Source organism: Nocardia sp. NPDC055321, assembly GCF_053645575.1.
This window is the reverse complement of sequence record NZ_JBSHMS010000011.1, coordinates 110,958-134,086: the sequence shown is the minus strand read 5'-3', so window position 1 is coordinate 134,086 and position 23,129 is coordinate 110,958. Positions and strand designations below refer to the sequence as shown.

General features: G+C 67.0%; 27 protein-coding genes and 2 tRNA genes. 12 read left to right on the top strand and 17 right to left on the bottom strand.

Annotated elements, in window-relative coordinates; genetic code table 11:
* Positions 1–121: 121 nt before the first annotated feature.
* Positions 122–544, bottom strand: coding sequence for a 2-keto-3-deoxygluconate kinase (locus tag ACWIGI_RS19435; RefSeq protein ID WP_454203795.1), 423 nt, complete (start codon positions 542–544; stop codon positions 122–124).
* Positions 545–797: 253 nt separating this feature from the next.
* Here ACWIGI_RS19435 and ACWIGI_RS19430 point away from each other — a divergent pair, with 253 nt between their 5' ends.
* Positions 798–1,013, top strand: coding sequence for a hypothetical protein (locus tag ACWIGI_RS19430; RefSeq protein ID WP_454203794.1), 216 nt, complete (start codon positions 798–800; stop codon positions 1,011–1,013).
* A 7-nt stretch (positions 1,014–1,020) separates the two neighbouring features.
* Positions 1,021–1,356, top strand: coding sequence for a four-helix bundle copper-binding protein (locus ACWIGI_RS19425; protein ID WP_454203793.1), 336 nt, complete (start codon positions 1,021–1,023; stop codon positions 1,354–1,356).
* 48 nt (positions 1,357–1,404) lie between these two features.
* On the opposite strand, the gene polA is transcribed toward ACWIGI_RS19425, so the two are convergent.
* Positions 1,405–4,140, bottom strand: coding sequence for a DNA polymerase I (polA, locus tag ACWIGI_RS19420; RefSeq protein ID WP_454203792.1), 2,736 nt, complete (start codon positions 4,138–4,140; stop codon positions 1,405–1,407).
* Between the two features lie 174 nt (positions 4,141–4,314).
* Between polA and ACWIGI_RS19415 the strand changes: the two genes are divergently transcribed.
* Positions 4,315–4,387, top strand: a tRNA-Trp gene (locus ACWIGI_RS19415).
* Between the two features lie 66 nt (positions 4,388–4,453).
* Here ACWIGI_RS19415 and ACWIGI_RS19410 read toward each other — a convergent pair.
* The 6 genes from ACWIGI_RS19410 to ACWIGI_RS19385 all read right to left on the bottom strand — a co-directional run bounded on the left by ACWIGI_RS19410 (position 4,454) and on the right by ACWIGI_RS19385 (position 10,600).
* Positions 4,454–5,149: an ABC transporter ATP-binding protein gene (locus tag ACWIGI_RS19410; RefSeq protein ID WP_454203907.1), complete on the bottom strand. Its 696-nt coding sequence runs from the start codon at positions 5,147–5,149 to the stop codon at positions 4,454–4,456.
* A 59-nt stretch (positions 5,150–5,208) separates the two neighbouring features.
* A complete protein-coding gene (locus tag ACWIGI_RS19405; protein WP_454203791.1) occupies positions 5,209–6,168 on the bottom strand; it encodes an ABC transporter ATP-binding protein in 960 nt (319 codons plus the stop codon).
* Positions 6,165–7,388, bottom strand: a complete 1,224-nt coding sequence (locus ACWIGI_RS19400; protein ID WP_454203790.1) for a branched-chain amino acid ABC transporter permease — start codon at positions 7,386–7,388, stop codon at positions 6,165–6,167. Before ACWIGI_RS19400 ends, ACWIGI_RS19405 begins: the two co-directional genes overlap by 4 nt.
* Complete coding sequence (locus tag ACWIGI_RS19395; RefSeq protein ID WP_454203789.1) at positions 7,385–8,416, bottom strand: branched-chain amino acid ABC transporter permease; 1,032 nt, start codon at positions 8,414–8,416, stop codon at positions 7,385–7,387. The genes ACWIGI_RS19400 and ACWIGI_RS19395 overlap by 4 nt, the downstream gene beginning before the upstream one ends.
* Positions 8,417–8,508: 92 nt before the next feature.
* The gene (locus ACWIGI_RS19390; protein ID WP_454203906.1) at positions 8,509–9,513 is read right to left on the bottom strand and encodes a branched-chain amino acid ABC transporter substrate-binding protein; all 1,005 of its coding nucleotides are present in this window, start codon (positions 9,511–9,513) and stop codon (positions 8,509–8,511) included.
* Positions 9,514–9,976: 463 nt separating this feature from the next.
* Positions 9,977–10,600 carry an ANTAR domain-containing response regulator gene (locus ACWIGI_RS19385; RefSeq protein WP_354990567.1) on the bottom strand — a complete coding sequence of 208 codons (624 nt, stop codon included), beginning with the start codon at positions 10,598–10,600 and terminating at the stop codon, positions 9,977–9,979.
* Positions 10,601–10,820: 220 nt separating this feature from the next.
* Here ACWIGI_RS19385 and ACWIGI_RS19380 point away from each other — a divergent pair.
* A tRNA-Leu gene (locus ACWIGI_RS19380) sits at positions 10,821–10,904 on the top strand.
* 152 nt (positions 10,905–11,056) lie between these two features.
* On the opposite strand, the gene ACWIGI_RS19375 is transcribed toward ACWIGI_RS19380, so the two are convergent.
* A complete protein-coding gene (locus tag ACWIGI_RS19375) occupies positions 11,057–11,557 on the bottom strand; it encodes a hypothetical protein (protein ID WP_454203788.1) in 501 nt (166 codons plus the stop codon).
* Between the two features lie 248 nt (positions 11,558–11,805).
* Between ACWIGI_RS19375 and ACWIGI_RS19370 the strand changes: the two genes are divergently transcribed.
* The 5 genes from ACWIGI_RS19370 (at position 11,806) to ACWIGI_RS19350 (ending at position 14,037) form a co-directional block, all read left to right on the top strand.
* Complete coding sequence (locus ACWIGI_RS19370) at positions 11,806–12,165, top strand: hypothetical protein (RefSeq protein WP_454203787.1); 360 nt, start codon at positions 11,806–11,808, stop codon at positions 12,163–12,165.
* 124 nt (positions 12,166–12,289) lie between these two features.
* A complete protein-coding gene (locus ACWIGI_RS19365) occupies positions 12,290–12,553 on the top strand; it encodes a hypothetical protein (RefSeq protein ID WP_454203786.1) in 264 nt (87 codons plus the stop codon).
* Positions 12,522–12,992 (top strand): NUDIX domain-containing protein, encoded by a 471-nt coding sequence (locus tag ACWIGI_RS19360; RefSeq protein ID WP_454203785.1) that lies wholly within the window; start codon positions 12,522–12,524, stop codon positions 12,990–12,992. Before ACWIGI_RS19365 ends, ACWIGI_RS19360 begins: the two co-directional genes overlap by 32 nt.
* Before the next feature lie 204 nt (positions 12,993–13,196).
* Positions 13,197–13,595 (top strand): HflX-like GTP-binding protein, encoded by a 399-nt coding sequence (locus ACWIGI_RS19355; protein ID WP_454203784.1) that lies wholly within the window; start codon positions 13,197–13,199, stop codon positions 13,593–13,595.
* A gap of 154 nt (positions 13,596–13,749) precedes the next feature.
* A complete protein-coding gene (locus ACWIGI_RS19350; RefSeq protein WP_454203783.1) occupies positions 13,750–14,037 on the top strand; it encodes a hypothetical protein in 288 nt (95 codons plus the stop codon).
* Between the two features lie 110 nt (positions 14,038–14,147).
* On the opposite strand, the gene ACWIGI_RS19345 is transcribed toward ACWIGI_RS19350, so the two are convergent.
* On the bottom strand, positions 14,148–14,672 hold the full coding sequence (locus ACWIGI_RS19345) for a hypothetical protein (RefSeq protein ID WP_454203782.1): 525 nt from the start codon (positions 14,670–14,672) through the stop codon (positions 14,148–14,150).
* Positions 14,673–14,901: 229 nt separating this feature from the next.
* On the opposite strand from ACWIGI_RS19345, the gene ACWIGI_RS19340 reads away from it, so the two are divergent.
* From ACWIGI_RS19340 to ACWIGI_RS19330, 3 genes are all read left to right on the top strand, one after another.
* A complete protein-coding gene (locus ACWIGI_RS19340; RefSeq protein ID WP_454203781.1) occupies positions 14,902–15,429 on the top strand; it encodes a monooxygenase family protein in 528 nt (175 codons plus the stop codon).
* A 203-nt stretch (positions 15,430–15,632) separates the two neighbouring features.
* Positions 15,633–16,313: an arsenate reductase/protein-tyrosine-phosphatase family protein gene (locus tag ACWIGI_RS19335; protein WP_454203780.1), complete on the top strand. Its 681-nt coding sequence runs from the start codon at positions 15,633–15,635 to the stop codon at positions 16,311–16,313.
* Positions 16,314–16,524: 211 nt separating this feature from the next.
* Entirely contained in the window at positions 16,525–16,887 is a 363-nt protein-coding gene (locus ACWIGI_RS19330) for a hypothetical protein (RefSeq protein ID WP_454203779.1), read from the top strand.
* Between the two features lie 51 nt (positions 16,888–16,938).
* Here ACWIGI_RS19330 and ACWIGI_RS19325 read toward each other — a convergent pair whose 3' ends face one another.
* The 7 genes from ACWIGI_RS19325 to ACWIGI_RS19295 form a co-directional block, all read right to left on the bottom strand.
* Positions 16,939–17,814 (bottom strand): acyl-CoA thioesterase, encoded by an 876-nt coding sequence (locus ACWIGI_RS19325; protein ID WP_454203905.1) that lies wholly within the window; start codon positions 17,812–17,814, stop codon positions 16,939–16,941.
* A 45-nt stretch (positions 17,815–17,859) separates the two neighbouring features.
* Entirely contained in the window at positions 17,860–19,281 is a 1,422-nt protein-coding gene (gene pyk, locus ACWIGI_RS19320) for a pyruvate kinase (protein ID WP_454203778.1), read from the bottom strand.
* A gap of 90 nt (positions 19,282–19,371) precedes the next feature.
* On the bottom strand, positions 19,372–20,040 hold the full coding sequence (locus ACWIGI_RS19315) for an amino acid ABC transporter permease (RefSeq protein WP_454203777.1): 669 nt from the start codon (positions 20,038–20,040) through the stop codon (positions 19,372–19,374).
* A gap of 31 nt (positions 20,041–20,071) precedes the next feature.
* A complete protein-coding gene (locus ACWIGI_RS19310) occupies positions 20,072–20,824 on the bottom strand; it encodes a transporter substrate-binding domain-containing protein (RefSeq protein ID WP_454203776.1) in 753 nt (250 codons plus the stop codon).
* 153 nt (positions 20,825–20,977) lie between these two features.
* Positions 20,978–21,451, bottom strand: a complete 474-nt coding sequence (locus ACWIGI_RS19305; protein ID WP_454203775.1) for an NINE protein — start codon at positions 21,449–21,451, stop codon at positions 20,978–20,980.
* 71 nt (positions 21,452–21,522) lie between these two features.
* Positions 21,523–22,758 (bottom strand): prolipoprotein diacylglyceryl transferase, encoded by a 1,236-nt coding sequence (gene lgt, locus ACWIGI_RS19300; RefSeq protein ID WP_454203774.1) that lies wholly within the window; start codon positions 22,756–22,758, stop codon positions 21,523–21,525.
* 87 nt (positions 22,759–22,845) lie between these two features.
* On the bottom strand, positions 22,846–23,100 hold the full coding sequence (locus tag ACWIGI_RS19295) for a hypothetical protein (protein WP_454203773.1): 255 nt from the start codon (positions 23,098–23,100) through the stop codon (positions 22,846–22,848).
* Between the last annotated feature and the right edge of the window lie 29 nt (positions 23,101–23,129).

The window sequence follows — 23,129 nt, the reverse complement described above, 5'->3', positions numbered from 1 at the left end:
GGCGAGCGCGCCGCGCGCTCGCACCGCGTCAACTCGAAAAGACTGCGCCGCAACCGGAATCGGTTGCGGCGCAGTCTTTTACGTGTGTCCGTTGGGCCGCCCGCGGTGGCGGGCGGGGCCGTCAGCCGAGCGAGTTGATGCCCGCGATCATGGCGCGGACGGTCGATTCAGCGCTCTCGTCGGCGAGGGCGGCGCCCCAGCCGCGACGGCCGTTGAACTCGCACTGCACGAAGGTGGCGGTGCCCCGGCCGGTGCGGCGCTGGTGGAACTGCAGGATCTCGACCGGATAGCCCTCGTCGTACAGGGCCGAGGTCAGGGCGGCGACCGGGCTGCCGGTGGAGTGCACCGTGCGCAACCTGCCGTCGAACTCGAGGGTCGCGGAGAAGTCCGCGGCCCGGCGGTAGGTCCATTCGCCGAGCTTGATCGCGCCCGCGTCGCGGCAGTAGCGATCGTTGAGCTCGTCGAGGGTCAGGCCGGTGCTCTCGGCCCGCAGGCTCGCGGGGGCAGCGGCATGGAACGTGGGGGTGTCAAAAGTAATTGTCATTGGACTAGGTCTTCCCGACTTCTTCCCAGAAATTGGCAGAGGGGACCAGCACAGAAAAGTTCAATCGGCCCGCAGCGAGGGACCGGTCCGAATCAGACCCCGCTACGGCGGAGAACTACGAGTACGCGCGTCACAGCCACCATCGCGGTAAGCGGAACAAGCGCGGCGGCGTCGCGGTCGGCGACGTTGCGCGCCGCGCTGCGGCTGTGGACGGGATTCGGCACGGCACCGAGCATAGGGGCAGATTTGCGCAATGGCAACCATATTCGTCATCGACCCGCGGGTAACTTCGTCGCAGGTCACCGACCCTGTGGTGCGCGCCATATCGCTCGCCTTCCCGATGCTCGGCAACCAGCTTTCCGGCCGCCGGCAACCGCGGCTGCGACAATGGGCGAACCCTGCCGGACGATCTTTCGAACCCTCCGTGAACGCACCCCGCGGCATGTTCCGCCGCCGAGCCCAGGAGTAGCGCCCCGATGACCGATCCGAAAGTCATGAGCACAATCAATCATCTGTTCGGCTGCCATCGGACGTGCGTCCGTCAGACCGGCGAGTCGCTCGACCTCGGCGGCGCGCACGCCGCGCGGGAGCACATCACCCTGCTGATGGACTGTGGTGCGATCTGCCGGCTCACCGCGGACCTGCTGGATCGGCGATCGCCGTGGGCGACGGGTTTGTGTGAGGTCACCGCGCGGATCTGTACGGCGACCGCGGAGAGCTGCGAGCGGCTCGGCGAGCCGATCGCCGCGCGGACCTGCCGCGAGACCGCGGAGGTGGTGACGGTGCTGGCCGCACAGCTGGCGCGGCAGTGAGTACGCACGGCCGCGGGATTACTCGCGCGGCCGTGCGAATTCGTCGCGTCAGTGCGCGGCGGCGTCCCAGCTGCGGCCGACGCCCACCGAGACCTCGAGCGGCACCGACAGCTCGATGGCGTTCGACATGTGTTCGCGGGCAAGGGCTTCGAGCTCGTCGCGCTCACCCGCGGCGACCTCGAACAGGAGCTCGTCGTGAATCTGCAGCAGCATCCGCGACCGCAGTCCGGCGTCCTTGATCGCCTGCTGGGTGGAGATCATGGCGACCTTGATGATGTCGGCCGCGGTGCCCTGGATGGGCGCGTTCAGGGCCATGCGCTCGGCGGCCTCGCGGCGCTGGCGATTGCTGGAGTCGAGATCGGGCAGATAGCGGCGGCGGCCGAAGAGGGTTTCGGTGTAGCCGGTCTTGCGGGCCTCGTCCACGGCGTCGTTCAGGTAGTCGCGAATCGCGCCGAAACGCGAGAAGTACACGTCCATCTGAACTTTCGCCTCTTCGGCGCTGATCTTGAGCTGCTGGGACAGGCCGTAGGCGGACAGTCCGTAGGCCAGGCCGTACGACATGGCCTTGATGCGGCGGCGCAGTTCGGGATCGACCTCGGTGATCGGAATGTCGAACGCCTTGGAGGCCACGAAATTGTGCAGATCCTCGCCCGAGTTGAAGGCCTCGATCAGGCCCTCGTCCTTGGACAGGTGCGCCATGATGCGCATTTCGATCTGGCTGTAATCCGCGGTCATGAGCGATTCGAAACCCGAGCCGACCACGAAGGTGTCGCGGATGCGGCGGCCGGTGTCGGTGCGAATCGGGATGTTCTGCAGGTTCGGCTCGGTCGAGGAGAGCCGGCCGGTGGCGGCGACGGTCTGGTTGAAGGTGGTGTGGATGCGGCCGTCGTCGGCGACCGCCTTGAGCAGGCCGTCGACCGTCACCTTCAGGCGCGTCGCGTCGCGGTGTTCGAGCAGGTGCTGCAGGAACGGGTGCTGGGTCTTCTCGTAAAGCCCTTCCAGCGCATCGGCATCGGTGGTGTAGCCGGTCTTGGTGCGCTTGGTCTTGGGCATGTCGAGCTCGTCGAACAGCACCACCTGGAGCTGCTTGGGCGAGCCCAGGTTGATCTGCTTTCCGATGACGCCGTACGCGGCGTTGGCGGCCTCGCCCACGCGGTCGGCGAACTGGCGCTGCAACTGCTCGAGCTGACCGGAGTCGACGGCGATGCCCGCGGCCTCGAGTTCGGCGAGCACGCCCAGCAGCGGCAGTTCGATGTCGCGCAGCAGGGCGGTGGACTCGATGCGCTCGAGTTCGGTGTCGAAGGCGTCGGCGAGGTCGAAAACCGCACGGGCGCGCAGCATCGCGGCCTTGGCGACCTCGGTGTCGACGTGGTCCTCGTCGTCGAGCAGGGACAGCTGGGTTTCCCCCGCATCGTCCACGCGCAGTTCGCGCTTGAGGTAGCGCAGGGACAGATCGTCGAGGTTGAAGCTGCGCTGGCCCGGCAGGATCAGGTACGCCGCCAGGGCGGTGTCGCTGGCCAGACCGCCCAGGGTCCAGCCGCGCCCGCGCAGGGCGTGCATGGCGGACTTGGCCTCGTGCAACGCCTTCGGGGTCTTCGGGTCGGCGAGCCAGGCGCCCAGGGCCTGCTCGTCCTCGGGGGTGAGACCGTGCACGTCGAGGTACGCGCCCTCGCCGTCGGCGGCGGCCAGCGCGATGGCCTGGACGTCGCCGTGGATGGGCGCGCCGGTGCCGATCACCGTAACCCCGTGCCGCACACCGGAAGGCGCGTGCTGGGCCAGCCAGGCGGTCGCCTCGCCCGGCAGCAGGGCGGCGCCGCTGATCTCGAAACCGGATTCGGCCTCGGGCTCGACCGGGGACAGCGTGTCGAAGAGGCGATCGCGCAGGACGCGGAACTCGAGCTCGTCGAACAGGCGGTGGATCTTGTCCCGATCCCAGGGCTGCACGGCCAGCTGATCGGGGGTGTACGGCAGCGGCACCTCCTTCACCATCTCGGTGAGCTGGCGGTTGAGCAGCACGCTGGACAGGTTGGCGCGCAGGGCATCTCCGACCTTGCCCTTGACCGTGTCGACCTTGTCCACCAGGTTGACCAGATCGCCGAATTCGCGAATCCACTTGGTGGCGGTCTTCTCCCCGACGCCCGGGATGCCCGGCAGGTTGTCGCTCGGGTCGCCGCGCAGGGCCGCGAAGTCCGGGTACTGCGCGGGGGTGAGGCCATACTTGTCCTCCACCGCGGCCGGGGTGAAGCGGGTGAGCTCGGAGACGCCCTTCTTGGGGTAGAGCACGGTGACGTCGTCGTTGACCAGCTGCAGCGAATCCCGGTCGCCGGTGACGATCAGCACGCGGAAACCCTGCGGCACGGCCTGCGTGGTGAGGGTGGCGATCACGTCGTCGGCCTCGTACCCGTCGATGGCCATGACGGGGATGCCCAGCGCGCCCAGGACCTCCTGGGTGACCTCGACCTGGCCGCGGAACTCGTCCGGTGTGGTGGCGCGGTTGGCCTTGTACTCCGGGTACGCCTCGGTGCGGAAGGTCTTGCGGCTCACGTCGAACGCCGCGGCCACGTGGGTGGGCTTCTCGTCCCGCAGCAGGTTGATCAGCATCGCGGTGAACCCGTAGACCGCGTTGGTGGTCTGCCCGCCCGCGGTCTTGAAGTTCTCCGCGGGCAGCGCGTAGAACGCGCGATAGGCCAGCGAATGCCCGTCCAGCAGCAACAGCGTGGGCTGTGCACCGGAGGCGGGAGCGGACACGGCACTCGGACGCTGATCGGTAGAGGCAGGAGTCACGGCACAGAGTCTAGGGACGTGCACCGACACATGTGGGAAGCGGGCACGGAACCTTCGCCCGGCCGGGTCATCCGTTCGCGGACCGCTCGCGAAATCGGGTTTCGCGGGCGCGCCGAAATCCGATTTCGCGCGCGCGGCCCTTGCTGATAATCTCACTCCGCGCACAGCGCACCAAGGGGCGTAGCTCAATTGGCAGAGCAGCGGTCTCCAAAACCGCAGGTTGCAGGTTCAAGTCCTGTCGCCCCTGCAAGACCACTCGGGCCGGTCCGCCATCGATGGCGGACCGGCCCGAGTCGTTCGCGGACCCGTGCCCTCAGCCGACGCCGAGGTAGGCGGACTTGACGGCCGGATCGTGCAGGAGCTCGCGGCCGGGGCCGGTCTTGGTGACCTCGCCGGTCTCCAGGATGTAGGCGCGGTCGCTGCGGGTCAGGGCCTGCTGGGCGTTCTGCTCGACCAGCAGGACCGTGGTGCCCTGGGCGTTGATGTCGGCGATGATCCGGAAGATCTGCTGAATCACCATGGGGGCCAAACCCATCGACGGTTCGTCCAGCAGCAGCAGCTTCGGGCGCGCCATGAGGGCGCGGCCGATGGCGACCATCTGCTGTTCGCCGCCGGAGAGGGTGCCGCCGACCTGCTTCTGGCGTTCCTTCACCCGGGGGAAGAGTTCGAAGATCCAGTCCAGGGTGCTGTTGTAGTCGGCCTTGTCCTTGAAAGGGCGGCTGTAGCAACCCATGTCGAGGTTTTCCTGCACCGTCATGCCGGGGAACACGCCCCGGCCCTCGGGCGCCTGGATGAGACCGATGCCGACCCGTTCGTGTGCCTTCATCCGGGTGATGTCACGGCCCTCGAAGAGGATGCGGCCGCCGGTGAGCGGGAGCAGCCCCGACAGCGCCCGCATGGTGGTGGTCTTGCCGGCGCCGTTGGCTCCGAGCAGCGTGACCAGTTCGCCCTGCCCGACACTCAGCGAAATGCCGTGCAGCGCTTGAATTCTGCCGTAGTTGACGACCATGTCCTCGACCTCGAGGAGGGCCGTGCTCTTGTCGCTCTTGTCCCTCTTATCCAAGGAAGTCACATCTCACCCAGTTCCTCGTCGGGCACGCCGAGGTACGCGGCGATCACCTTGGGGTCTTCGCGAATCTCGGCGGGCAGGCCGTCGGCGATCTTGCGGCCGAACTCGAGCACGACGACGCGATCGGTCACACCCATGACCAGGCGCATATCGTGCTCGATCAACAGCACCGTGAAACCGTCGTCGCGGATCTTGCGAATCAGATCCATGAGCGCGGATTTCTCGCTCGGGTTGAAGCCGGCCGCGGGTTCGTCCAGGCACAGCAGTTTCGGTTCGGTGGCCAGGGCACGCGCGATCTCCAGGCGGCGCTGATCACCGTAGGAGAGATTGCGGGCCTTCTCCACCGCGCGGGGCGCGATGCCGACGAATTCCAGGAGCGCCATGCCCCGCTCGATGGCGTCGTGCTCTTCGGCGCGATGCCGCTTCGTGCGAAAGATGGCGCCGGGCACCGAGGTTCGGTGCCTGGCGTCGGTGCCGACGACCACGTTCTCGAGCGCGGTCATCTCCGCGAACAGCCGCACGTTCTGGAAGGTGCGCGCGATGCCGAGCCGGGTGATCTCGTTTCGCTTGGTCTTGGTCAGCGGCTTGCCGTCGAAATGCACCGTGCCCGAGGAGGGCCGGTACACGCCGGTGATGGCGTTGAAGCAGGTGGTCTTGCCCGCGCCGTTGGGACCGATCAGCCCGAGGATCTCCCCGCGCCGGATCTCGAAGCTCACGTTGTCCAGCGCGGTCAGGCCGCCGAACTTGACGGTGAGCCCGTCGGTGCGCAGAAGCGGTGCGCCGACAGCGGTGTCGATGTCGCGGTGCGGGGCGACGACCTTGGCGACCTCGGTCTCGTCGGCCAGGATCGGCAGCACCTCGGTCACGTCGAGGGTGCCCGCGCTGGGCGCTTCCGGCGGTGCGGCGTATCCGGCGGCGATGTCCTCGTTATCGAACAGCGCACCGCCCGGGCCCGTCATCGCTGACCTCCCGCGGCCGTGCCGGGCTCGGGCCGGACGGCCCGGTACACCTGCCGCCCGTAGGCGAGCAATTTCTGCCGAGCCGGGAACAGGCCCTGCGGCCGGAAGATCATCACAACCACCAGTGCGATACCGAAGAACAGATACTTGTAGTCGCCGAGCGCTTGATCGCCGACCTCGACCGACATGAATCGGTTCGGCAGGTAGACGATCAGGAACGCGCCGACGATCACGCCCAGCTTATTGCCCTGACCGCCGATCACCACGGCGCACAGGAACAGCATCGAGTTGATGATGTTGAACCCGGGCGGATTCACGAACTGCACCTGACCCGCGTACAACGCGCCGGACAGACCGCCGATGGCCGCGCCGATCATGAACGCCCACAGCTTGAACTTGAAGGTCGGCACGCCCATGATCTCGGCGGCGTCCTCGTCCTCGCGAATGGCGACCCAGGCGCGGCCGACCCGGCTGCGCTCGAGGTTGCCGACCATCAGCAGAACCAGCACCACCAGGATCATGCCCAGCCAGAACCACCAGGTGCCGGAGTTGGCTCGGTCCAACAGGTTCGGCGACGAGTCGTCGCCCAGGTTGCCGGAGGAGAAGTAGCCGGAGGGATGGTCGTCGGAGACGCCGACGCGCGGGTAGGCGATCCCCGGCAGGCCCATGCTGCCGCCGGTGACCTCGCTGAGATTGTCCGCGATGAGCCGCACGATCTCACCGAATCCGAGCGTCACGATGGCCAGGTAGTCACCGCGCAGGCGCAGCGTCGGCGATCCCAGGATCAGGCCCGAGAGCGCAGCCACGGCGATGGCGATGGGCACGCACGCCAGCCACGCCCAATCGGTTTCGAGCCAGCCGTCGCCGATCTGGTTCCACGGGCTCTGCGGACTGGTGAGCAGGGCGACAGTGTACGCGCCGACGGCGTAGAAGCCGACATAGCCCAGGTCGAGCAGACCGGCCTGGCCGACCACCACGTTCAAACCGATGGCGATCAGCGCGACCATGGCGAACTGCGCCATCACGCCGCCGAAACTCGTTCCGGGAGTGTCGATCAGCGGCGGCGGGAACACCGGCAGCAGCGCCAGCAGGATCAGCGCGGGAACCGCTACGCCCCACTGCGCGGGCCGGGACAGGCCGGACCACCACGCGCGGAGCTTGTCGCCGACGCCGTGCATCGGGCGCGGCGTCCGTTCGGGCGCCTTCGTCGGAGTCGTCATGCGCGGGCCCTCCCCAGGCTTTCTCCCAGAATGCCGGTCGGGCGGAACATCAGCACGACCACCAGGACCACGAAGGCCACCACGTCACGCCACTGCGTGCCGAACAGGATCTGGCCGTAGTTCTCCACCAGGCCGAGCAGCAGACCACCCAGCAGGGCGCCGCGCAGATTGCCGATACCGCCGAGCACCGCGGCGCTGAATGCCTTGATGCCCAGGATGAATCCGCCGGAATAGATGATGCCGTTGGGGATCTTCAAGGAGTAGAGCAGGGCCGCCGCGCCGGCGAGCAGGCCACCCACCAGGAAGGTGAGCATGATGATCCGCTCCCGCGAGACGCCCATCAGGGTGGCGGTATCCGGATCCTGCGCCACCGCGCGAATACCGCGGCCGAATTTGGTTCGGTTGATCAGCAATTCGGTGCCGATCGCCAAACCCACGGCCGCCAGAATGATGACCAGGGTGATGTTGGTGACCGGGGCGCCGAAGATGGTGAACTGGTCCGTCGGCCGCACCAGCATGATCGGCTGCTGGGCGTTGGTGCCGCCCAGCCCGGGCCAGATCTTGGGCAGGACGTAGTGCACGAACTCCTGCAGCACGAACGACATGCCGATCGCGGTGATGAGGAAGATCAGGGGTTTCGCGCCCCGTTTTCGCAAGGGGCGGTAGGCGATTCGCTCCAGCCCCACCGCGGTGCCGCCCGCGACCAGCATGCCGAAGAGCATCGCGGCGAGCAGGCAGAGGATCGTTACCAGGATGCCTTTGGAATAGGCGTTTCCGCTGGGATCGAATCCGAGCAGCATCAGGCCCACATACTGGGCGAACAGGCCCACCATGAAGATTTCCGAATGGGCGAAATTGATCAATCGCAGTACGCCGTAGACCAGCGTGTACCCCACCGCGACCAAGGCGTAAATCGACCCATAGGCCAATCCGTCGACGGTGAGTCGCCAGAATTGGTCGACCACCCCCGAAACGTTGAATTCGATCGACCCAGCAGCGATCTGGGTCGTCGCAACGGAAAAACTCATTCGCTACTCTCGCCGTCAAGGAAAGCGCGTGTGCCGGGGATCGGCGGGTTCGCCGCCGGATCCCCGGCACACACTGCTTTCGGATAGGTGAACTACTTGCCTGCCGCCGCGATCCCCTTCAACACGATGGTGGTCAAGTCGTAGCCCTCGGTCGAATAGGTGCCGGCCTCGAAACCACTCGACGCCTTGTACGCCGCGGCGAAGGAATCGGGCGCCGGGCCACAGGGGCAGGACAGCAGCGAGCCCTTGGAGGCGTCACCCGCCTGCTTGGTGAACTCGACGTCCTTGGTGCCGTCCGCGGAGATGAACTCGGCGGTCACGCCGCCCGAGCGCAGCTGCTGCACCAGCGGGGCGGCCTCGGCGTAGTAGCCGGCGTAGTAGATGCCGTCCGGCTTGGCGGCGTTGAGCTTGGAGACCACCGCCGAGAAGTCCTTGTCGCCTTCCTTGATCTCGGCAGCACAGCTCGGATCGGCGATGGCGCCGAGGGTGTCGGTGAGGTTCTGGGCCAGGCCCGTGCCGTACTCGGTGTTGTCCTTGACGACACAGATCTTCTTGTACTTGCCGCTGCCCGCCAGGTACTTGGCGACGGCGGGGCCCTGCACGGCGTCGTTACCGAGACCGCGGAAGAAGGTCTTCCAGCCGTTCTTGGTCAGATCCGGGTTGGTGGCCGACGGGGTGAGCGCGAGCAGGCCCGCCTCGCTCAGGATCTGGCCGGTCGCCTTGGTCTCACCCGAGAAGGTCGGGCCGATCAGGGCGACGACCGACTTGTCGTTGACGATGGTCGGGATGACCTGGGTGGCCTTCTGCGGGTTGCCCTCGGTGTCGAATTCCTTGAGGTTGACCTTGCAGTTCGGGTTGGCCTTGTTGAACTCGTCCAGCGCGAGGCGCACGCCGCGCACGATATTGAGGCCGAGGTTCGCGTTCGGGCCGGTCAGCGGGCCGGCCATGGCGATGGACTGCTCGGCGCAGGTGGCCTGGCCGTCACCGGCCGCCTTGGCGGCGGCGGCCTGATCGGTCGCCGCGACCTGCTTGCCGTCGCTGTCGATCTGCACGACCGGGTCGATGGTGAGCTGGCCCGAGCCGTTGACCTGGTACATCCAGATCAGCGCCTTCTCGAGCTCGCCGTTCGAGCCCCACTTGTAGTTGCGCGCCAGACCCGCGCCGTCGTACGAACGTACGTAGTCGACCAGTTTGGTGCGGTTCTTCTTACCGGTGTCGTCGGTGGATGAGCTGCTGCAGCCGGTCACCGCGAGCGTCAGCGCGGCGCCGACGGCTACCGCGGCACGGACCGTACGCCACCGCCGCCTGCTGCTCGCCGAACCTCGCGTCTTCGTACCAAGCACGATTCACCTCTATGTTCTGTGCTCCCCCGGCTTACCGAGGCGGGCCGCCCCATCGATCGGCCCGGACAGAACATATCCCCGCCACGTTAGCGGCGCATCACATTCGCATCATCCATGTGACATCGCAACAAACGATTGCACCCCTCGTGTTACCGGCAGGTAAATCGCAGCGGCGTATTCGAGGCAACAGAGGGGCAATCATCGGGCAATCGGTCGCCTACTTGGGCGCGAGATTCTCCAGAACGACCTCGGCGACCGCTTTCATCGTGGTGCGACGGTCCATGGCGGTGCGCTGAATCCACTTGAAGGCCTGCGGTTCCGACAGGCCCTGGGTCTGCATGAGCACACCCTTGGCGCGCTCGACGAGCTTGCGGGTTTCCAGGCGGTCCGCGAGGTTGGCAACCTCGCCCTCGAGTGCCGTGATCTCGTGGAAACGACTGGCCGCCAACTCGATGGCGGGCACCAGATCGGACTTGGTGAACGGCTTGACCAGATAGGCCATCGCGCCGGCGTCGCGGGCGCGCTCCACCAGGTCGCGCTGGCTGAAGGCGGTCAGAATGACCACCGGCGCAAGGCGTTTCGAGGCGATCTCGGCGGCGGCGTCTATACCGTCGCGGCGCGGCATCTTCACGTCCATGATCACCAGATCCGGGCGCTTCTCCTCGGCGAGGTCCACGGCCTGCTGGCCGTCGCCCGCCTCGCCCACCACCAGGTAGCCCTCCTCGGAGAGCATCTCCACCAGATCCATCCGGATGAGGGCCTCGTCCTCGGCGACCACCACGCGCTTGGGGGCCGATGCCGCGGCATCCTTCTTCGAACCGCCCCCTGCTGTCGTTCCCATAGATGAAACCCCTGTCGCTCCGATACCAACACCCGACGTACATCGGTCCGAAGCCACCCTCGACGGATCGGCACGTACCCGAGTCACCAAAGAGTACCGTCCACCCGCCGCTACAACCCATCTACCCAGCGCAAACCGACCAGTATCACAACGATGTCATCCGCCACGGACTCCGGTTAGGTTCCCGCCACCCCCACCCGCTATAGTTTCGACCTGGTGCGCCGAGTTGGCGGAATAGGCAGACGCGACGGTCTCAAAAACCGTTGCCCGAAAGGGCGTGTGGGTTCGATTCCCACACTCGGCACTCGAGAAAAGGGTGGTTTCGGCGGTAGCCGGGCCGCCCTTTTCACATGCGCGCAACGATTCGCCCACAGCGGCATCCACGGCCTCGGCCACTACATCCAGCGGTGTTCCGGATTTCGAGTACCGTTGCCTCCCACTGTCATCCAGACGCGTTCACCAGGCCAGGCGGCAACTGATCACCGTCTCGGCAGTGAACCCGCGAGCGAGGATGACAATCGGATAGGCGCGGTTGACGGCCCAGTCGTAGCCCCGTTTGCGAACCGTAGGGGTTGGAAGATCCATGACCACGCGGTTGCCGGGCTGGACCAGGAGCCGGAACTGGGGATGGGCCGGGGAGCAGACCAGGTCCCGTCCGACGCAGACGGTGGCGGCATCCGGCAGGTGGTTCACGAATATGACCTGCTTGGTCTCGGTCTCGCCGAGCAGGTCGACACACCGCTTCAGCGTCAGGTTCGGGCGGATATCGATCTCATAGGACGAATCGCCGTCTGCGAAGAACGAGTTGGCACAGGTCGTGTCGGTGAAGTAGGGATCGGGATCCCCGGCGCGGCTCGCCTCGTAACCGCCTTCCAATTGCTGCCAGACCAGGTAGCCGAAGAACACCACCAACGCCGCCGCGCAGACCCCCAGCACGAGCTCGACGAACTCTCTCACTCTCTGATGATCGGCCCGGCGATTCCCCCCGGCTACCTTGCCTGAGATATCGGTACCGGAACGAGAAAAAGCAGGTACGAGAAATTGTGCGCCCATCAACCAGACTGTGGCGCAATCGCTTTCCATCTCATCTCTCCGGCCTCCCCGCAGATCTCCGCTGCCGCCGCGCGACCCGGACCCGTACCATGTGTGCCCGAGCCACGGGCCGACGCGGAGGAACCTGCCTCGCCGGTGTGGTAGGGAGAGGTATGAGGGTCGAGCAGTCCAGCGACGGAGTCGTCGAAATCAGCGGGTCCGCCGAAGAGCTCGACGGGTTGGCGGCGGTCGTCGCCCGGGGCGCGGGGCGCTTCGAGACCGAGGAGCTCACCGCGATCGAGGTCCGATCCGACGAGAACCCCGGCCTGCTGGCCGAGGTCGACGTCCAGCGCCGGGTGCTGCTGCTGTCCGGCGACCGCGAAAGCCGCACCCGCTTCGCCGATTCCCTCGCCGCCGTGGTGGCGATGAACACCGGCCAGCCCCAGCGGATCGAGTTCCGCGAGGGTTCGGACTACCTCCGCAAGGGCTCGGCCGCCCTGCTCCTGAACAGCCCCCGCGCCGCGAGCGCTTAGCCCGCGACGCGGGGCCTCGGCCGGCGAGTGCAGCCCGGCCGTCGAGACCAGGACAGCGGAAGAAGGCATCGGGTCCGGCGTAATCGCTGCGAAGATCCGCAACGTACTGGCATTCTTCGAACCGGTGATCGGCACGCCGGGCGTCGCCGTGCGGCTGCACGGTGCGACGTTGTACAGCTCGATCTACCGCTTCGACGACGACATGATCGTGAACATGCACGTATACGGCCGGATGGCCCCGCAGGCGCCGGCGATGCACCTGCGGCAGCTTACCCAGGGAAGCTTGTTCGAGATGTACACGCAGACATTCGACGACATCTGGGATGCGGCGGCACCGTATCCGAAGGAGGTTGGCCATGGCGAGAATCGAGTACTACAACGACCCTGACGCCCCAGCACCGAACAGCATCGTCGCGGCCGCAACGGCTTTCGTCCTGGACGCGCGGGATCGGGTACTGCTCATCCAGCGCAGCGACAACGGGTTGTGGGCATTGCCGGGCGGCGGACAGGAGTTCGGCGAGTACATAGCCGCGACAGCGGTACGCGAGACCAAGGAAGAAACCGGGATCGACATTCATGTGACCGGGCTGGTCGGGATATACACCAGCCCCAGTCACATCATGGCATATCCCAATGGCGAAGTCCGCCAGCAATTTTCGATCTGCTTCCGGGCCGATCCATTGGGCGGGCAATTGCATCCCAGCCCCGAATCACCCCATGTGAACTGGATTTCACGACCCGACCTGGACGAGCTGAACATTCACCCCTCGACTCGCCTCCGAATCAAACACGGCTACAACCGACTCCCCGAGCCCTACATCGGCTGAGCGCGGCGAGTCGTGCCACCGTCCGCTCGACGGCGCCGATAAGTTCGCCATGTGCCTCGACGATGAACCGTGGACGCCGCCTCCCTCACCGTACCTGGTGAGAATTTCCGCGAGCCGCTCGTCACTCGGGCGAAGAGCTTGGAATTACACGCCACCCGCAGGCTTCGATCGGACACCGGTCGGACGGGCGACGATGATGATGGGGTGGCAGTCGATCTGGGCGGGGCCGTGGTCATCACGGCGGGGATGTTCTCGGCGCGGGTGCGGGACCACGGGGCGCTGATGGACGCGCTCGAGGCGCGGATCGCGGGGCTGGGGGGTCACGTCGCGGGGCGGCTCGTGCAGCGGCGCGGGGTCTCGGGGCGGAAGAAGTCGAAGAACCAGCGCGGCGGGCGGGAGCTGATGGACCGGGCGTACTCCGAGCGGGTGGTGTTCAGTCCCGGGAAGGTGCGGGAGTTGGCGGCGTTGCGCGACGCCGTCGGCGCCGGCGTGATCGTCTTCTACAACGAGCTGACACCGCGCCAGCGGGCCGCGCTGTGCCGGGTGGCCGGTTGCGCCGTCCTCGATCGGCGCGACCTGGAGGCGGCGGACCACCAAACCTGACAGAGAGAGCCGGATGCGTTGGGAGAGTGTGGGTTTACCCGATCCGGGCCGTCCGAATCGGGCAGCGAGAAGGTCATCGGCCGCCCCCGAGACGGCGGACCGGGCGGCGGAAAATCGGATGCGGGGGCGGGCATCCGGGGTGTTGTATGCGGGTATGACATTGTCGCGTAAGGGAACTCGGATCATCACGGTCGGCGAGCAGCGGTATCGGTGGCGGGTCTCGGCTACCGACCTGCCGAACCTGCGGTTCGTGGTCGAGGCCGCGGAGGGGGCGGCGCAGCGCATCGTGGTGCGGGCGGGAGCGGTCGAGACCGTCGGGCCCGGGATGGTCGCCACCGCCGTCGAGGAGGCTTTGGGGGCCGGGTGGACGCCGGACGAGCGGGGAGCGGAGATGCACTTCCGGCTGGAACGGGGCCGGCTGGTCGCGCCGCTGGGCGTATGACGCGGCGACGCTGATCGGGCGACGCCGACCGGGCCGCGCGGCGAGTGGCGACCGGATTCGCACCGGGAAGCCATCGCCTTCCCGGCCCGAACCCGGCCCGCCACCCGCTGTCAGTCGTGCGGATAGTCCGTCGGATCGGGCGCGGCCCCGCCGCCACCGGCCGCCGCCACCTCGTCGGCGGTGAACGTCAGGTGCGCGCGATTGCCGAGCAGGATCCTGAGCAGATCCTCCAGCATGTCCAGGTGCGCCTCCCGGGAGGAGTCGAGCAACTGATCGAGGCGCTTGGACGTGGCCTTGATCCGCAGGCCGGGCTCGCCCGCCGCCTCCAGTGAGCGCAGCAGCAGACCGGCCTCCAGATTGCCGGGCGTGCGCAACGCCAGCGCCGAGTTCACCGTCGCGCGAAAGTGCATGAACAGCACCGTCCCGCGCGGGATCTCGACCATCTCCTTCATCTCGAGCTTCAGCTCGTACAGCTCCTCCAGCGTCTCCAGCAGCCGCTCCCGATGTGCCCGCAACGCCTTGTTGTAGGCGGTGCTGTCCTGCTGATATCCGCCGATCGAATCCGACCAGTCGGCCCGGGCCAGCACATAGGCCTCAGCAAACTCCCGCAACCCGTACTCAACTCGCCTGTCCACACCCCGCACCCTGCCAGAGATCCCCCACCCCCACACCGGTATTCGCCCCGAGCGGGCCTCGATTACGGCGTTGTGCCGGCGCCGCGTACCCGGCGGTCGCGTTTCGGAGCCGCCCGGGGGCCGCGAACAAGGCGGCAAATGTCCGGCCATGGCATTCGAACCGGATAGGCGGGATAATCCGTATATCTCCGACAGGGTCGGCGTACGGCCTCGGCGAGGGAGGTCGCGCATGCGGGTCAATCGATTGACGGCGGATCTGTCCGAATATCCGGATCTGGTGATGATCCTGCTCGGTATGCGGGTGCACCGCCCCCGCGGCGTGCTGCGCCTGCTGGGCGTCGGCCCCAAGCTCTACAGCTCCCATCGCGAACGCCCCGACGGCCTGCTGAGCCACGAGGACGTCGTGTGGTCGTTCTTCCCGCCGCACTGGGGCGCGCGCCAGTACTGGCGCGATCTGGAGAGCCTGGAACGCTGGACCCGCTCGGACCCGCATCGCATCTGGTGGCAGGAGTTCCTGAAGGACTCCGGCGGCACCGGCTTCTGGCACGAGGCGTACTTCGCCCGCGGCGGGATCGACTCGGTCTACGACGACATGGCCGCGCCCAGCGGACTCGGCCGATTCGCGCCCGTGGTCCCGGCGCGCGGCCGGTTGTTCTCCACCCGGGACCGGGTGCGCGGGGCCGCGCCGAAAGTCGCCTCGGTCGTGACCGAAAAATCCTATTACGGTTCCGACGCAACCGAATCCGACCGGGACTGAATCACCGCGCACTTGATTTGCTGGGCGAAAACCACCATGCTCACATTTCAGGGACGTTGACACGCACATCCCCGGCCCCATGGATACCTTCGAGCGAACGCGAAGCGACCGACATTCGGCCGACGGATGAACTTCCCGGACGAAAGGTGTGATTCGGTCACGCAGCCATTCTCGGCGCGCGAAACCGCGCCTAGGTTGTGCGCATGCATGTGCTCTTCGTGTGCAGCGGAAACGTTTGCCGGTCCGTCATCGCCGAGCGCCTCACCCTCGCGGTGGCCGCCGAACACGGCCTACGACTGACCGCCGAGAGTGCCGGCGTCCGGGCGCTGGTCGGCTTCCCGGTGGAACCCCTTGCCGCCCAGACCATTACCGGTCTCGGCGGTGACCCGAGCGGCTTTCGCGCGCGCCGGTTCAAACCCGAGATGGCCCAGCGCGCCGATCTGATCCTCACCATGACCGACAAGATCCGCGACCAGGTCCGCGAGACGGCCCCCGCGGCCTTCCCGCGCACCTTCACCCTGCTCGAGGCCTACCGCATCGCCAAGATCAGCGGCGCGCGCACGCTCGCGGGCCTGCACGCCGCGCGCGACGATCTCGCCTACCCGGGCCGGGAGAACATCGCCGACCCCGTCGGACTGTCGCCCAAGGCGTTCTGCGAGGTCGGCGACCGCATAGCCGACGCCCTGGTGCCCCTGCTGCTGGCCCTGCACGCGCACGAGCACCCCGAGGCCACCATCCACCCCCGTACCGCCGCCAGTGACGCCGGCACACCCCGCCCGACCCTGCTGGTTCTGCCCGGCGGCCGCGACAGATCCGCTCCCGTGCCCGAATTGCCCGAGCAATCACGGCAACCGGCCCATCGCGCCATGGAATCGGCCGGGTAAGAGCACATTCCGATACTCCTCGCCCCGGATGTGTTCCCATTCGAGGTAACGAGGATTACGCTGGGCCCTGCGTGTCAATCCACCTGTCTGCCCCATTGGTCCGTTCAAGGATTACACTGCCCCGCGGAACCACACCGCCGATGGTTCCTCGACACAGGAACAGGACTCAGACATGCCGAAGCGAATTTCGGATGTTTCACTCCATGTTTTCGTGACACCGCAGACCCTCCACCGCGTCACCGAAACGGTGTGCCGCGTCGTGGACGAGTACGTGGACGATCGCGACATCTTCGCGTGGCGTTTCACCCTCCCCGTGGAGTGTGACGACCCCACCCATACGGTTCTGGAAACCCAATGGCGACTCGACCACCCCGACACCGAGCCGGGTGACCGCCGCACCTACGAGATCGCGCTGAGCCTGGTCGGCGAGGCGCGTCAGCTCACCAAGGCCGGCATCGCGCGCCTGGAGCAGCGGCTGGTCTTCGAGCTGTCCGCCGAGGAGCCGATCCCCTACATCGCGCACGCGCTGCAACGCGAGAACTTCGAGCTCGCGGAGAACCGCGAACTCATCTGAACGCGAATCAGGCCGCACCCTTCGCGGGTACGGCCTGAATTCGGTGTCGGCTCAGCGCTTGGGGAAGTGCCGGATCACGCCTTCCTGCACCGTGGTCGCGAGCAGATCGCCGCTGCGCGAATAGAAGTGCCCGCGCGCCAGCCCGCGCGAGCCCGCCGCGACCGGCGACTCGGTGGCGTACAGCGCCCACTCGTCGAATCGGAACGGGCGATGGAACCAGATGGAGTGGTTCACCGTCGCCGCCAGGATGCGATCCAGCCCCCAGGACAGCCCGTGCGTGGTGATGATCGAGTCCAGCACCGTGGTGTCCGACGAATACGCCAGCGCCGCAACGTGAATCATCGGATCGTCGGGCAACGCGCCGTCGGTCCGCATCCACACCCGATTGTGGTTGAGCTTCTCGCCGGTGCCCTTGAGGATCCACGCCGGATCGTTCGTGTACCGCATGTCGATGGGATGCGGTGCGTTGACGAACATCTCGAGCTTGTCTTCCAGGCCGGAGAAGGACTCCTCCACCCGGGGCAGGCCCTCTGGATCGGCCACGTCGGGCAGCGGCGTGCCGTGCTCGAGACCCTTACCCCAGTCCTGGAAGGCGGCCAGCATGACGAACAGTTCCTGCCCGTCCTGGTAGGCCGTCACCGTGCGATTGGCGAACGCGCGCCCGTCGCGATGGCGATCGACCTGGTATTCGATCGGCTTCTTGGTGTCGCCACCGCGCACGAAATGCGCGTTGACCGCGTGCACCGGGCGACCCGGACCCACGGTGCGGCCCGCGGCGATCATCGCCTGCGCGACCAGCTGGCCGCCGAAGGTCCGGCTCCACGTCTTCTCCGGATGCTTTCCGATGAAGATGTCGGGCCCGTGCTCCTCGAGATCGAGCACCTCCAGCAGCCCCCGCAGATCGTCGGACGGGGGGCCGGGATTCACCGAATCCGCTGCCCCGTCCACGGTTTCGCCTAGCGACGCACTCACCTAGTGGTCCTCCTCGCCGATACGGTGCACGTGAATCATGTTGGTGGAGCCGACCGTGCCCGGCGGCGATCCCGCCACGATGACCACCAGATCGCCCTTCTTGTAGCGACCGATCGACAACAGCGCGTTGTCGACCTGGTGGATCATCTCGTCGGTCGAACCCACCGGAGGAACGATGAACGTTTCCGTACCCCACGTCAAGGCCAGTTGCGAACGAATCACCGCGTTCGGGGTGAAGGCCAGCAGCGGCAGCGGGGTGTGCAGGCGCGCGAGGCGGCGCACGGTGTCACCGGACTGGGTGAACGCGACCAGCGCCTTGGCGTTGAGCCGCTCGCCGATGTCGCGGGCGGCGTAGGAGATGACGCCGCGCTTGGTGCGCGGCACGTGGGTCAGCGGCGGCACCCGGGTGGACGATTCGCTCTCCACCGCGTGCACGATGCGGGCCATGGTGCGCACGGTCTCGATCGGGTAGTCGCCGACCGAGGTCTCGCCCGAGAGCATGACCGCGTCCGCGCCGTCGAGCACCGCGTTGGCCACGTCGCTGGCCTCGGCGCGGGTCGGGCGCGAGTTGGTGATCATCGATTCCAGCATCTGGGTGGCCACGATGACCGGCTTGGCGTTCTCGCGCGCCATCTGGATCGCGCGCTTCTGCACCAGCGGCACCTGCTCGAGCGGCAGTTCGACGCCGAGGTCGCCGCGCGCCACCATGACCGCGTCGAAGGCCAGCACGATGGCCTCCAAATTGTCGATGGCCTCGGGCTTTTCGAGCTTGCCGATCACCGGGACCCGGCGGCCGACGCGGTCCATGATCTCGTGCACGAGCTCGACGTCCGACGGCGAGCGCACGAAGGACAGCGCGATGAAGTCCACGCCGAGGTTCAGCGCGAACTCGAGATCCTCGATGTCCTTCTCGGACAACGCCGGAACCGAGACGTCCATACCCGGCAGGGACACGCCCTTGTTGTTGGAAACCGGGCCGCCCTCGGTCACCCGGCACACCACGTCGTTGCCGTCGACGCGCTCGACCGTCAGGCCGACCTTGCCGTCGTCGACGAGCAGCCGGTCCCCGGCCTTGGCATCGAGCGCGAGCTGCTTGTAGGTGGTCGAAACACGGTCGTGGGTACCGTCGATCTCGTCGACGGTAATGCGGACTTCCTCACCCGTCGCCCAGACGGTCTTACCCTCGATGAACCGGCCCAGCCGGATCTTCGGACCCTGCAGATCGGCCAGGATGCCGACCGCGCGTCCGAGCAGATCGCTGGCCGCTCGTACCTTCTTGTAGTTCTCGGCGTGGTCGGAGTGTTCGCCATGGCTGAAGTTCAGCCGCGCCACGTCCATACCGCTCTCGACGAGTTCACGAATCCGGTCCTCGGAGGACACAGCGGGCCCGAGTGTGCACACAATCTTCGTTCGTCGCATCACGGGGACAACCCTAGTCCTGAGAGATTTGTCCCGCTGAACGGGCACACGGTGTTTTCCCGCGCGACACGTGGCGGATCAGCTAATCGCGGGTCAGCGCGCCACGTGACGGGCCAGTCGCGTCTCCAGCCCGGATTGCCCGAAGCCCAGGATCAGGCAGATCACCCAGTAATAGACCGCGGCGACGCCGTACAGCGCGAAGAAGTCGAAACTGGGCGCGGCGGCCAGCTGCGCCGTGCGCAACAGTTCGGTGACCAGGATGGTCGACGCGAGCGAGGTGTCCTTGACCAGGGAGATGAGGGTGTTCGACAGCGGCGGCACCGCGATGCGCGAGGCCTGCGGCAGGATGATCAGGCGCAGCGCCTGCGAGTAGGACATGCCCACCGCGTAGGACGCCTCCCACTGCCCGTCCGCGACCGAAAGTATCGACGCGCGAATGACTTCCGCCGCGTAGCCGGCCACGTTGAGACTGAACGCGATGACCGCCGCGGGGAACGGATCGATCACCACGTTCAATTGCGGCAGCGCGTAGAAGACGATGAACAGCTGCACCAGCAGCGGCGTGCCGCGAATGATCGAGATGTAGAAGCGGGCCGCGGCGGACACCGGCCAGATCTTCGACATTCGCGCCAGCGCCACGAACAGCGCGAGCACCAGGCCGACCACAAAGCTGATCGCGGTCAGCGGCAGCGTCTTGGTGACGGTGGCCTCGAGCATCGGCCACAGGTTCGCCCGAATGAGCTCCCAGGTGGAGTCGTCCATCGTCGCGTAATCCGCCCGATTCGCCCGGGTCCTACTTGCTCACGTCCACGCCGAAGTACTTGTCCGAGATCTTCGCCAGGGTGCCGTCGGCGCGCAGTTCGGCGAGCGCGGTGTTGATCCGGTCGGTCAGCGCCTGGTCGTCCTTGCGGGCGGCGAACGCCTGCCGGGTGGTCTCCCCGGTCTTGCCCGCGATCTTGACGCTCGTGTCGTTCTTGGTCTTGACGTACTCGTTGTAGGCGAGATTGTCGTTGACGGTGGCGTCCACGCGGCCCTGCTTGAGCAGGGTGATGGCCTCGACGAAACCGGGCACGCCCTCGACCTTGCAGCCCGCGCCCTCGGCGACCTTGTTCCAGTTGCTGGTCACCGACTGCGCGCAGGTCTTGCCCGGCAGGCTCGCCAGGCCGCTGATCGCGGTGTTGTCGTTCTTGGTGACGACCACACCGTCGGAGACGGTGTACGGCTCGGACAGCGAATACTTCGCGGTGCGTTCGGGATTGACCGTCACCTGATTGGCGACCAGGTCGAAACGCTTGGACTCGAGGCCCGCGAACAGCGAATCCCACGGCGCCTGGACGAATTCGACCGTGCGGCCGAGCTTGCCGGCCACCGCCTCGGCCACCTCGATGTCGTAGCCGGTGAGCGTGCCGCCGTCCTGATAGCTGAACGGGGAGTAGGTGCCCTCGGTGCCGATCTTCAGCACGTTCGGGTCGTCGCCGCTGCCGCACGCGGTGAGCGCGGCGGTGGCGGCAATGGCTAGCACGGCGGCGAACAGCTTACGGCGCACGGGTGGACAACCTCTCCTCGAACCTACAACCGACCGACAACCGACACAGGGTACGCCCGAAACCGACCGACCGGGACAGTAACCGTCGCGCTGAGTTTAACGGCGGAGTGGTGACGCTCCGGGGCACGTGCCCGGCCCCGGAGCGGCGCGCGGTCAATCCTTGAGCGGACGACCCTGCGGGTCCGGCACCTTGCCGGTGAGGATGAGAACGCCGTCGATGAGCGCCCAGACGCCGAAGCCACCGCAGGTGATCAGCTGCAGCACACCGATGGTGGTGTAGCCCAGGTAGAACCGGCCGATGCCCAGCGTGCCGATGAGCAGCTGCAGCAGACCGGCGACGAGCTTGGACTTGTCCGAGTACGGCACGCCGTACACGTCGCGGCCGTAGGGGGCCTCCGGATCGGCGCCGTACGGCTGACCGTAGGGGGCGGGCTGGCCGTAACCCGGCTGCGGCGCACCGTAACCCGGCTGCTGACCGTACTGCGGCTGGCCGTACGCGGGCTGCTGTCCGTAGCCCGGCTGCTGCTGGCCGTAATCGGGCTGAGGCTGCTGGCCGTACTGCGGACCGGTGCCGGGCGCGCCGTACTGCGGGCCCTGGTCCGGCTGCTTGGCGAATGGGTCGGTCACTGACAATCCTCCTGAATCACGGGCACTGCGCCCCCTGGCTGAACCCCCGTGCAGCTTCCACTACCCGATGGTCAGGAGTCATTCTTGCCTGAGTCGGCCGATTTCGCCGCCTCTCCCTCGACCGCCGGTGTGGAGCTACCGGATTCGGAGGAATTATCGCGCTCGGTCGCCGAATCGTTGCCGTCGGCAGCGGATTCGTCGCTCTTCTTGGTCAGCTTCGCGGAATCGCTCGTCGACTTGGACAGGTTCGCCGGTGTGTCCGGCTTCGCCGCGTCCTTGTCATCGGCGGAGTCGGCCGAGTCCTCGGCACTGTCGCCGGCCGGGCTGTCGCCCGCGGCGCTCGCGCCGGGAACCACGGCCGCCGCCGAGCCCGCACCGTACGCCCGCAGCTTCTCGAACTGCCACGGCCAGGGCCGGATGACCTCGGCGCGCATCTGATCCGCGGTCTCGCGGCCCTTGGTCGCGAGCACGAAATAGGCCACGGCGCCGGCGAATACGATCACCGAGGTGAAGGTGTTGATGCGAATGCCCGCGATATGGGTGGCCTCGTCGTCGCGCAGCAGCTCCACGAAGAACCTGCCGAAGCAGTAGATGGCCACGTACAGCGCGAACAGGCGGCCGTGCCCGATCTTGAACTTGCGATCCACGTAGATCAGCACCGCCACGCCCAGCAGATTCCACACCATCTCGTACAGGAAGGTGGGCTGCACGACCTTGATGACCACGCCGCTCGAGGTGCCGTTCATCATGTCCGGGACGATGCCGTCGAAGCGCTCGTAGATCTCGAGACCCCAGGGCACCGTGGTCTCGCGACCGTAGAGCTCCTGGTTGAAGTAGTTCCCGAGTCTGCCGATGGCCTGGGCCAGCAGCACGCCGGGCGCCACGGCATCGGCGAAGGCGGGCAACGGAATCCGGTAGATGCGGCAGCCGATCCAGGCGCCGACACCGCCCAGCAGCACCGCGCCCCAGATGCCGAGACCACCCTCCCAGATCTTGAGGGCGTCGATCGGATGGCCGTTCTCGCCGAAGTACTTCTGCCAGTCGGTGGCCACGTGATAGAGCCGGCCGCCGATGAGGCCGAACGGCACCGCGAACATGGCCACGTCCAGCACCATGCCCTGCTGCCCGCCGCGCTGCTGCCACCGCTTCTCACCCCACCAGATGGCGGCGATGATGCCGATGATGATGCACAGGGCGTACGCGCGCAGTGGGAATCCACCGATATCCCAGACGCCGCGGGGCGGACTGGGGATGTAGGCCAGCACGTCGGAGGCCGGAAGTCGGTCGGCCAGGGCTCGTATGGTCACGCGCCCACCGTACTGGAACCGACCGAACAACCCGCTGCCCCGGGTAACGCGCCGCCGACATCCGGCGGAACACAGCGATCGCCTCGGCTACTCGGCGGGTCCGGTGGCTTCCGCGCGGCGACGGCGACCGAGGTCGGAGATCATGTTCATGATTCCGAAGACGCCGAGGGTGATCAGGATCAGCACGGGGATGCGCACCGTCTCGCCCCACCAGAGCACCGGCACGGCGAACCGCCCGACCGCGAAGATCACCGCGATCGCCGCGACCCGGGCGAGAACCATCAGCACGGTGGTCTTGTCCCACCCCGTCATCGAGCGCCGAATCCGCGCCAGCACAGCCATGCGTGGTGCTACGGAGCAGGGCGCGTACC